Source organism: Streptococcus sp. WM07 (assembly GCF_004570525.1).
Taxonomy (GTDB): Bacteria; Bacillota; Bacilli; order Lactobacillales; family Streptococcaceae; genus Streptococcus.
Genome location: NZ_SPPZ01000059.1, coordinates 1 through 9,444 on the forward strand (window position 1 = coordinate 1; position 9,444 = coordinate 9,444).

The 9,444-nt window shown below is 41.0% G+C and carries 9 protein-coding genes and 2 pseudogenes; 6 read left to right on the forward strand and 5 right to left on the reverse strand.

The window, feature by feature from the left end:
* Positions 1-611: pseudogene (locus E4T71_RS07245) on the reverse strand (helix-turn-helix domain-containing protein); the annotation flags it as partial.
* A gap of 36 nt (positions 612-647) precedes the next feature.
* Here E4T71_RS07245 and E4T71_RS07250 point away from each other — a divergent pair.
* Positions 648-818, forward strand: a pseudogene (locus E4T71_RS07250) (hypothetical protein); the annotation flags it as partial.
* Positions 819-924: 106 nt separating this feature from the next.
* On the opposite strand, the gene E4T71_RS07255 reads toward E4T71_RS07250, so the two are convergent.
* Genes E4T71_RS07255 through E4T71_RS07270 form a run of 4 tightly spaced genes read right to left on the reverse strand, consistent with a single transcriptional unit; the run spans position 925 to position 4,642 of the window.
* Positions 925-1,725 (reverse strand): ABC transporter ATP-binding protein, encoded by an 801-nt coding sequence (locus E4T71_RS07255; protein WP_135038510.1) that lies wholly within the window; start codon positions 1,723-1,725, stop codon positions 925-927.
* Positions 1,726-1,737: 12 nt separating this feature from the next.
* Entirely contained in the window at positions 1,738-2,634 is an 897-nt protein-coding gene (locus tag E4T71_RS07260) for an ABC transporter permease (protein WP_135038512.1), read from the reverse strand.
* 56 nt (positions 2,635-2,690) lie between these two features.
* A complete protein-coding gene (locus E4T71_RS07265) occupies positions 2,691-3,665 on the reverse strand; it encodes an ABC transporter substrate-binding protein (RefSeq protein ID WP_167758490.1) in 975 nt (324 codons plus the stop codon).
* A 17-nt stretch (positions 3,666-3,682) separates the two neighbouring features.
* Positions 3,683-4,642, reverse strand: a complete 960-nt coding sequence (locus E4T71_RS07270; RefSeq protein WP_135038516.1) for an ABC transporter substrate-binding protein — start codon at positions 4,640-4,642, stop codon at positions 3,683-3,685.
* Positions 4,643-5,160: 518 nt separating this feature from the next.
* Between E4T71_RS07270 and E4T71_RS07275 the strand changes: the two genes are divergently transcribed.
* The 5 genes from E4T71_RS07275 to E4T71_RS07295 form a co-directional block, all read left to right on the forward strand.
* Complete coding sequence (locus tag E4T71_RS07275; protein ID WP_135038518.1) at positions 5,161-6,213, forward strand: ATP-binding protein; 1,053 nt, start codon at positions 5,161-5,163, stop codon at positions 6,211-6,213.
* 89 nt (positions 6,214-6,302) lie between these two features.
* Positions 6,303-6,944: a PepSY domain-containing protein gene (locus tag E4T71_RS07280; protein WP_167758491.1), complete on the forward strand. Its 642-nt coding sequence runs from the start codon at positions 6,303-6,305 to the stop codon at positions 6,942-6,944.
* A 128-nt stretch (positions 6,945-7,072) separates the two neighbouring features.
* Entirely contained in the window at positions 7,073-7,741 is a 669-nt protein-coding gene (locus tag E4T71_RS07285) for a response regulator transcription factor (protein WP_135038522.1), read from the forward strand.
* Positions 7,728-9,101: a HAMP domain-containing sensor histidine kinase gene (locus tag E4T71_RS07290; protein ID WP_135038524.1), complete on the forward strand. Its 1,374-nt coding sequence runs from the start codon at positions 7,728-7,730 to the stop codon at positions 9,099-9,101. The genes E4T71_RS07285 and E4T71_RS07290 overlap by 14 nt, the downstream gene beginning before the upstream one ends.
* A 129-nt stretch (positions 9,102-9,230) precedes the next feature.
* Positions 9,231-9,444 (forward strand): helix-turn-helix domain-containing protein (locus tag E4T71_RS07295; protein WP_135034965.1); only part of this gene is annotated, 214 nt, incomplete at its 3' end.

Below are 9,444 nucleotides of genomic sequence, written 5' to 3' on the forward strand. Positions count from 1 at the left end.
CTTTTTTAGACCAACAAGCTCCTAGTTTACTAATACGTCCAAAGCCAGCCTCATCTTGATACATAAGCCGAACTTTTTGGTAAGATTTACCACAGATAAAGCGCTTACTTGATTTTTCCTCAAATTGTGATTTTATTTTTTGACGCTAAAATTGTCTTAGCATCTGCTTTCTTTGGATGTTGAGGGCGTGGACTGACCTTGCGCCAGCCATGACGTTTCAGAAGTGCATAAAAACCTTCGCGGCTTGTTTTACGTCCTACTCTTTTTTGATAGGCTTCAAAGAGTGTGTCAACAGTGACAAATTCTCCATTCATAGCGGAAGAAGCCTGTTCTTCAAGAAATTCCTCTTCCTCTTCATGTGTTAAATAAAAGTGGCGGCGTCCTCCACGGTTTTCAGTAAGGAGTGCCTCTAAACCTCCTTCTAGATAACGGTTCAATAAGTTTCGTACAGTTTGATGAACAAAACCTACTGATTTAGCTACTGCTGTTAAATTCTGACATTCAGAGTAGAGAATGAGAGCTTGAATTTTCCTATGGTGCTGTGCATTCTTTTTATCTTTCAGGGCTTGCTTCAATTCGCTAATTTGATATTCATTTAGTTCGACTTTCATACCTTATAGTATACAGCTATTTTTGTTTTTTGTTAAGTATTAGACAACATGGCTATCACTCAAATAGTCGCCACCGTCTGTGGAGATGATGTCTGCCTTATCATCTGCGAAGACCATGACAAAGCACAAGAAACCTTCCAAATTCTCAGTCAATATACCCCACCCTTTTTCTTCGGGAAAGAAAAAAAAGACCTGAATCGCTTTTAAACGATTCAGGTCTTCTTGTTGCTCCTCCAGCAAATCTACCATCAGACTCGACAACAAGTCAGTGATAATAACCGAAGGAACAATCGATAACAGAGTTTTAATGGAATTACAGCATCATTTCATCATCAACCAAGGCATGACCACTGTTTTTATGGAAGAGGTCAAGTAGGTTTTGAACGGTCAAATTAGCTTTTTCTTCACCCTTAACATCAACAACAATTCGTCCTTGGTGAAGCATGACCAAACGGTTTCCGTATTCAATGGCATTTTCCATATTATGGGTAATCATCAAAGCCGTCAGTTTATCTTTTTCAACAATTTTTTTCGTCAAATCCATAACCATATCACTGGTTTTCGGATCTAGGGCAGCCGTATGTTCATCCAAAAGGAGAACCTTGGGTTTAACCAAGGAAGCCATGAGAAGTGTCAAGGCTTGGCGTTGACCCCCAGATAGGAATTGAGTATCGACCTTCATTCGATTTTCAAGTCCTAAGCCTAATTCTTTAAGAGCTTCTTTAAAAATTTGACGTTCGGAATCCTTGACTCCCCAGCTAAGGCCACGTTTTTGACCGCGACGATAAGCAACTGCCATGTTTTCTTCAATGGTCAAGCGAGATGCCGTTCCCATTTTGGGATCTTGGAAAACACGGCTGATATCAACTGCGCGCTTAGCTGCTGGAATCGTTTTAATAGATTTACCTTCCAAGAGGATATCTCCAGAATCGACCAGCAAAGTCCCTGCTAAGGTATTCATAAGAGTTGATTTCCCTGCCCCATTTCCTCCGATAATCGAAATGAAATCACCTTCTTGCACTTCCAGATTCATCCCTCGGAGAACATGGTTTTCATTGATAGTACCAGCTTCGAAGGTTTTGTGAATATCTTGAATCGATAAAATACTTGTCATCTTGCTTCCTTCCTATGCCGTTTTGTCTGTCACATTAATCTTACGCACGCGCAACTTCTTTTGAATTTCCGGCACAAAGAGTACTACTGCCAAGAGAGTCGCCGAGAAGAGTTTCACCAAATCAGCATCCATACCTGGAATTTCCAAAATCGCCAAGATAATGAGTCGGTAAATAATAGACCCCAAAACCACAGAGAGAAGACGCCAACCAATACGCAAATTGCGGAGGATCACTTCTGCAATGATAACAGAGGCCAATCCAATAACAATGGTACCAGTCCCTGAGTTCAAATCTGCAAAACCATTGTTTTGTGTCAAGAGAGCACCAGAAAGAGCAATCAAACCATTGGAGAGCATGTAACCATAGATTTTCATGCGATTTACATTGATACCATTAGCCTCACTCATAGGAATGTTATCCCCTGTAGATCGCAATGCCAATCCAATTTGAGTATTCATCAACAGAGTCAACAAGAGAATCACAACTGCGACAAAGAGACTACCAATAATCAGAACAGCTGTTGTTTTACTCAAGCCCAACCCCTGCAATTGAGTCACTAGAGTCTCCTGGCGAAGAAGCGCCACATTGGCTTTTCCTAATATTTTTAAATTAATAGAATACAAACCTGTTAAGGTAACAATCCCTGTCAAAAGAGCTGGAATTTTCATCTTGGTGTGGAGAAGCCCAGATACCAAACCGGCTCCCATTCCTGCTACAAATGCCAAAAGGGTCGCAAGCAGAGGGTTCATCCCTCCCACGATACTAGTTGCAGCTACAGCTGCACCAAGAGGATAGGCCCCTTCAGCTGTCAAATCTGCAATATCCAAAATCCGATAAGTCACGTAGACTCCAATGGCCATGATCGACCAAAGGAGACCTTGTGATACACTTGATAAAATAAGATCCACGTTCTACTCCTTTTAAAGAGGTTGGGACAACAATCCCACTTCTCTAATCATTTCAATTAGTCTTTTACAGCTAGCTTACTAGTATCAATTCCCAATTTCTTAGCCATCTCTTCATTGACATGAAGACTGACCGTTTCAGGATACTCAACTGCTGTATCAGCTGGTGACGCTCCATCCAAAATCTTCAAAGCCATCTTAGCTGTCTGACGACCAAGAGCCTCATAGTTGGTTCCATAAGTGAGAAGTCCTCCCTCATCCACCATATCAGTAGATCCACCGATAACAGGCACCTTATTAGCTACGGAAAGTTCTCCAATCATGGTCATCGTTGAAGCCACAGTATTGTCAGTCGGAATGAAGACAGCATCGACATCCTTCATCAAGCTTGTCACCGCATCTTGAACATCATTAGTATTGGAAATACCTTTCAAGACCACTTTATATCCTGCTTTTTCAAGAAGTGGTTGAGCTGTTTCGACCTGCACTTCAGAATTTCGCTCACTCGTGTTATAAAGAATACCAACTGTTTTTGCTTCTGGTACGGCTTGCCCTAATAGCTCCACCTGTTTGTCAATTGGAGCCTGGTCACTAGTCCCTGTTAACATGCCACCTGGTTTTTTAATCGATTCCACCAAATCTGCAGAAAGCGGGTCCGTAACAGCAGTGAAAAGGACAGGTGTGTCTGTAGAAGCCGTCGCCAAACTTTGTGCTGCTGGTGTCGCAATAGCAAGAACTAGATCGTTATTGTTAATGAGTTGTTCCGAAATCGTCTGTAGATTCGCTTGATCCCCTTGAGCATTTTGGTAATCTAAGGTTAGCTGATCACCTGCTTTGTAATCATTATCTGCCAATTCGGCTTCGAACCCTTCACGAGCTGCTGTAAGGGAATCGTGTTCCATGTACTGGAGGATTCCAACTTTAACGCCATTAGCATTTCCAGACTGACTCTGAGTGCTCGAACAAGCCGCCAAGCCCAAAACCGCTAGACCAAGTAATGAGGTGGTCAGTAAATACTTTCCGATTTCTTTCATCAATATCTATATTCCTTCTATTTCTCTAATGCTTTGATGGTTCCAGGATCAATTCCAAGAACCTTCGCCATCTCTTCGTTAACTGCAATACTTGCTTTTTCAGGTGTTTTCACAGCCAAATCTGCTGGTTTTTCTCCTTTAAGAATGTCAACAGCTAATTCACCTGCTTGAACACCAATCGCATGGTAATCAACACCGTACGTAAAGAGGGCTGCTTCGATAACAGCGTTGTCACTACCCATGGCAGGAACTTTTGCTTCTTTCAAAACATCTCCAATAGTGCTAGCTGTTGAAGCAACTGTGTTATCCAATGGGAAGTAAATCGCATCCACTTGACCCGCTAAAGAGGTCACAGCCTGTTGTACATCGTTAGTTGTAGTCACAGTCTTGATCACAACCTTAATGCCTTTCTCTTTCAAGATCTTTTCAGCTTCCTTAGCTTGAACTTCTGAGTTGACCTCGCTGGAATTGTAAAAAATTCCTACAGTTTTAGCATCTGGAACTACTTTGAGTAACATATCCAATTGACCTTTAACGTCACTCGCATCAACAGAACCTGTCATATTTCCACCAGGTTTTTCCATCGAATCTACCAAACCTGCAGATACAGGATCCGTCACAGCTGTAAAGACAGATGGTGTTTCAGTGTCAACACTCAAAAGGGATTGAGCTGCTGGTGTCGCAATCGCAAAGTTAACATCATTTTTTCCTGCAAGCTGTTCAACCATCGTCTGGAGATTCGCTTGATCTCCTTGAGAATTTTGCAAATCTACAGCTAAATTATCCCCTTCTTTGTATCCTGCTTTTTCAAGAGCTTCCATAAAGCCTTCACGCGTTGCCGTTAGGGCATCATGCTCAGCGTATTGAATAATTCCGACTTTTGTCTCTCCGTTATTGCTACTTGATGTTGAACAAGCTGCTAGGGCTACTGTGGACAAAAAGACTACCGAGCCTACCAAAAACTTCTTAAATCGCATAAATGTTCTCCTCTTTTTTTCTTTTCCTTAAATCAGAGTTTGGATACAAAAAATGGGACCGTTTCTGCTATCTAAACGGCCCCTTTTCAATTCAACTGTATGAAGAAACAGACTGATTTGACCTGCCACCTAGATATATCATCTATGCAGGTACAGTCAAAACTACCACAGCTACATAGATACAAACGAAACGTTGTCGTGTTTGTATCCATGAAACCAGGCTACAAACACTATCTAAAAGTAGCTGTAGAAATATGTATGATTCACTGCTGTTGCTTGGCTAGTTCTCAACATACCATAGTTTTCCTTTCTCCATTTTTAAGGTTAAGGGTATAATAAACTATTTTGAAAAAGGTGTCAAGCCCTTTTTCAGAATTTTTTCTAAAAAAACACTTTCAAAGTAGGAGATGGCTAAACTATAAAAGTTTATAAATAAATATAAAAGTTGCGCCAGAATATAAAACATTATAAAATAAATTTAGGATTATAAAAGAATATAAAAGAGTGAGGTAGCACGCATGGCAAACCCATTTACACTTGGATTTGGAAAAAAACCATTGACCTATATCGACCGAACAGCCCAAACAACAACGATTATAGAAGATTTAACCTCAGCCAATCCTTCCTCTCAATCCTATATTCTTACAGGTGTTAGAGGAGTTGGTAAAACAGTTATGATGAACGAAATTGTCCGTCTCCTGAATCAGAAATCTGATTGGATCACCATCAAGCTAAATCCAAATAGACCTCTTTTCGAAAGCTTAGCCGCAAAATTATACGAAATTCCAGAAATCAGTGCTTTATTTCATAAGGCAAAGCTAAACCTCTCGATTTTTGGTTTAGGTGTTGATGTAGAAAATGTCCCACCAGTTGTCAGCATAGAGGTTGCTCTTGAAAAAATGCTCTTACAGCTAAAGGAGAATAACAAAAAACTTCTCATAGCTGTTGATGAGGTTACAAAAACGGATAATCTAAAGGCCTTTGTTTCCTCATTTCAACTTTGGATCAGTGATGATCTGCCTGTATTTCTGCTCATGACTGGATTATACGAAAACATCTCGCTTCTTCAGGATGATTCCAGTCTCACATTTCTGCATCGATCAAAAAAGGAATACCTGTCTCCTTTAAATTATCTATTCATTACAAAGTCTTATAAAGAAATCTTTGAGTTATCGGATGAAGAAGCTATCGAAATGAGCAGGCTAACCAGAGGCTTCCCCTTTGCCTTCCAAGTATTGGGATATCTAAAATGGAATGAGAAGGAAAAACCTCTTATTGATTTACTAGACGCTTTCGATGACTATCTCCAAGAATATGTCTACAATAAAATCTGGTCCGAACTATCAGACTTAGATAGAAACGTTCTTAAAGCATTTCTAGATAGTCCCAAAAATGAAGTACCTGTAAGTCAACTCCGTGATCAACTCGAATTCTCTGCCAATAAATTTTCTGTCTACAGGGAGAGACTTATTCGAAAAGGGGTTGTTCATCCAAGTAAAAGAGGCTATCTAGAAATGACCCTTCCTCGATTTCGAGATTTTTTAAAACACATGGCTCTTTATGATTTTTAATTTTTTTCATTTATGAGCCTCTCTTCATCTTCTCTTCATTTTTCTCTTTTATACTAAAAGCATACCAAATGAAAAGAGGAATTCACTTTATGAAAACAATTTTAAAAAACAAATGGTTACTTCTGACTTCTGCACTGGTTCTTGGAAGTGGAGCTGTAGGAGCTGCTACCATCTATGCTACAGGAAATGCCCCTAGAGTCATTGAAACGGTTCAAGCGATGGATGATCAATTTGATTGGGACTGGGAAGATGATGATGATTGGGATCAGGGAGACAACCGAGACCAAGTTCTTCAGCAAATCATGAAATTAAATCCCAAACTCAACTTTGAAGCAGCAGCCAAGGCAGCACTCAAAGCAGCCGGTTCTGGAACCGTGACCGACATTAGTCTAGACCGTGAAAAAAACCAAGTCATTTATGAAGTTCGCATCGAAAGTAAGAATCAAGAAATTGAATTAGAACTTAATGCTGATAGTGGAAAAATTATTCGTAAATCAGAAGAGCCCTTAGAAGCCGAGGATAAACTTAAAGCCAAACCTGAAAAAAGCATCGCCGATGTCGAAAAAGCTCTTCTAAAGGAATATCCTTCCGCAAAAATCTTGGATATCAGCCTTGAAAACACTAGCAAATCTGTTACCTATCAAGTCGAAATCCTAGATGGCGATACCTTCCAGGAAATTTTAGTAGATTCCAAAAATCTGAGCATAACTGAAGCTCCCAGCGATTACTAATCCCTGCACGCAAGCCTGATAAAAGAGCGAGGATAGCTTGAAATAAAAACTCTTTCACGAACAAACATTCGTGAAAGAGTTTTTCGCCCCCCTTCTGTTATACTGGAGAAAAAAGAAAAGAGATCAGAATGAAACTATTAATCGTCGAGGATGAATTAGATTTAAATCGTAGCTTAGTTAAACTACTCAAGACCCAGGCCTACAGTGTTGATGCAGCATATGACGGAGAAGAAGCTTTGGATTACTTAGCAACAACGAATTATGATGCTTTAGTAGTGGACGTCATGATGCCTCGAATGGACGGTTTTACTCTTATTCAAACTCTCCGCCAGCAGGGTAAGCAAACTCCCGTACTCTTTCTAACCGCCAAGGATAGCCTAGAGGATAAAGTTCGAGGGCTGGACTTAGGAGCAGATGATTACCTAGTCAAACCCTTCGAATTTCCTGAACTTCTAGCTCGTCTGCGAGCGATCACACGTCGTGAACAAACAAACGTCACCTCCTCTCTCATTCAAATCGGCCCCATCTCCCTCGATTTGACCAGCCAACAAGTCTGGAAGGCTGACCAACTAATTCCCCTCACTGCTAAAGAATACGAAATTCTAGCTTACCTGATGAGTCACCGAGGACAAATCCTCTCACGCGACCGGATCCGCGAACACGTTTGGGATTTCGACTATGAAGGTGATTCCAATAATATTGAAGTGCTGATTAAGAATATCCGCCGCAAACTCCAAGAATCCTCCAAGAATTCCTTCATTCAAACCAAAAGAGGGCTCGGTTATGTCATTCTTTAAGTCCCCGTTCAAACGGTCTAATACCTCTATTATTCGCAGGGTTAATGCCTGGTACTCTGGCTTTATTCTCCTCATTCTCCTTGGCTTTTTCGGACTGGCCCTGCTCCTTACGAGCTCGTTCGCTACATCTGTTGACCAGTCCTTCTTACAAGAAGAAGCGATTGAAACAGCTCAAAACTTGGCAGAAGATGAAGACGACCTCGAGGGCTTTGACGACGGGATCTACTATTCCATCTACAATGACAGAAATCAGTCCCTACAATCTTTTTTTCCTAGCGACTTTGACAGTAGCCTTCCCTACTCGAATGGACAAGTACTAGAAAGCAGAGGTAACCAGCATAACTACTATTACGTTGACACAAAAATCCCCGAATCCAATCACTGGCTCCGAGCAGTCACAAGTCAAGGTAATAGTAATCCAGAATTGCAGTTGTTTCTCCTTACCCTTGCCGGAATTGCACCGTTTTTGATTGCTATCGTCAGTTGGGGAGGTTATCGCATCTTAAAAACCGCCTTTCGGCCTGTTGAGGCAATTGGTCAAACAGCCAATCGCATTCGACTCAGCCAAGATTTTTCCCAAAGAATCCCTCAAAGCCAACAAAATAACGAACTCACACAATTAGCGGCAACCATTAATCATATGCTAGAGACAGTCGAGAGCACTTTCAAACGGGAGCAGCAGCTCACCAATGATGTCTCTCACGAACTACGCACCCCGCTAACCGTCATTCTCTCAGAAAGCCAATACGGACGAGATTACGCGCAGACACTTGAAGAAGCACAGGAATCTAACGGTATTATTCACCGTCAAGCTCTACACATGAAAAATTTAGTAGAGCAAATCCTCGAGCTAGCACGTCTGGAGGAAGGACATCCAGTGGAAACCCAACTACTCGACTTTTCTCTCTTAGTGAAGGAAAAAGCTTCTGATTTTCGACGAATGTTGGAAACAGAGGGCATCACAGTCGACATTGATATCCAGTCTAACATTCAATTGCAAGGGCATGCGACCCAACTACAACGCTTGCTGGATAATCTCCTCTCCAATGCCCGAAAATTCACATCAGATTGGATCTACATTCAATTAAAGGCCGATGAAAAAATGGCAAGCCTGCGTATCAGCGACAATGGATCTGGAATACCAACCGATCAACTCGACCACATTTGGGAAAAATTCTACCAGATCTCTCAAGACCGCAATAAAAATCAAGACCAAGGAATCGGCCTCGGCCTCTCCCTGGTCCGCCAAATTGTCCACCAACATCAAGGTCAGATTCAGGTGGAATCCCAAGTCGAACAAGGCAGTTGCTTTATCGTAAACTTACCTGTAGACCTTAAACAATTAGAGCAAACGAAATAGCTCATAAGATATGCACAACCAAGATAGAGAAAGCCCACGCTAGAATTGGAAATCTAGCATGAGCTTTCTCTATCTTTTTAATCTTTGTTATACTTAACAAAAAACAAAAATAGCTGTATACTATAAGGTATGAAAGTCGAACTAAATGAATATCAAATTAGCGAATTGAAGCAAGCCCTGAAAGATAAAAAGAATGCACAGCACCATAGGAAAATTCAAGCTCTCATTCTCTACTCTGAATGTCAGAATTTAACAGCAGTAGCTAAATCAGTAGGTTTTGTTCATCAAACTGTACGAAACTTATTGAACCGTTATCTAGAAGGAGGTTTAGAGGCACTCCTTA

Coding starts and splice junctions, on each gene's coding strand:
- E4T71_RS07270 (WP_135038516.1), bottom strand. CDS start 4,642: ATGCGATTTAAGAAGTTTTTGGTAGGCTCGGTAGTCTTTTTGTCCACA.
- E4T71_RS07255 (WP_135038510.1), bottom strand. CDS start 1,725: ATGACAAGTATTTTATCGATTCAAGATATTCACAAAACCTTCGAAGCT.
- E4T71_RS07265 (WP_167758490.1), bottom strand. CDS start 3,665: ATGAAAGAAATCGGAAAGTATTTACTGACCACCTCATTACTTGGTCTA.
- E4T71_RS07275 (WP_135038518.1), top strand. CDS start 5,161: ATGGCAAACCCATTTACACTTGGATTTGGAAAAAAACCATTGACCTAT.
- E4T71_RS07290 (WP_135038524.1), top strand. CDS start 7,728: ATGTCATTCTTTAAGTCCCCGTTCAAACGGTCTAATACCTCTATTATT.
- E4T71_RS07280 (WP_167758491.1), top strand. CDS start 6,303: ATGAAAACAATTTTAAAAAACAAATGGTTACTTCTGACTTCTGCACTG.
- E4T71_RS07285 (WP_135038522.1), top strand. CDS start 7,073: ATGAAACTATTAATCGTCGAGGATGAATTAGATTTAAATCGTAGCTTA.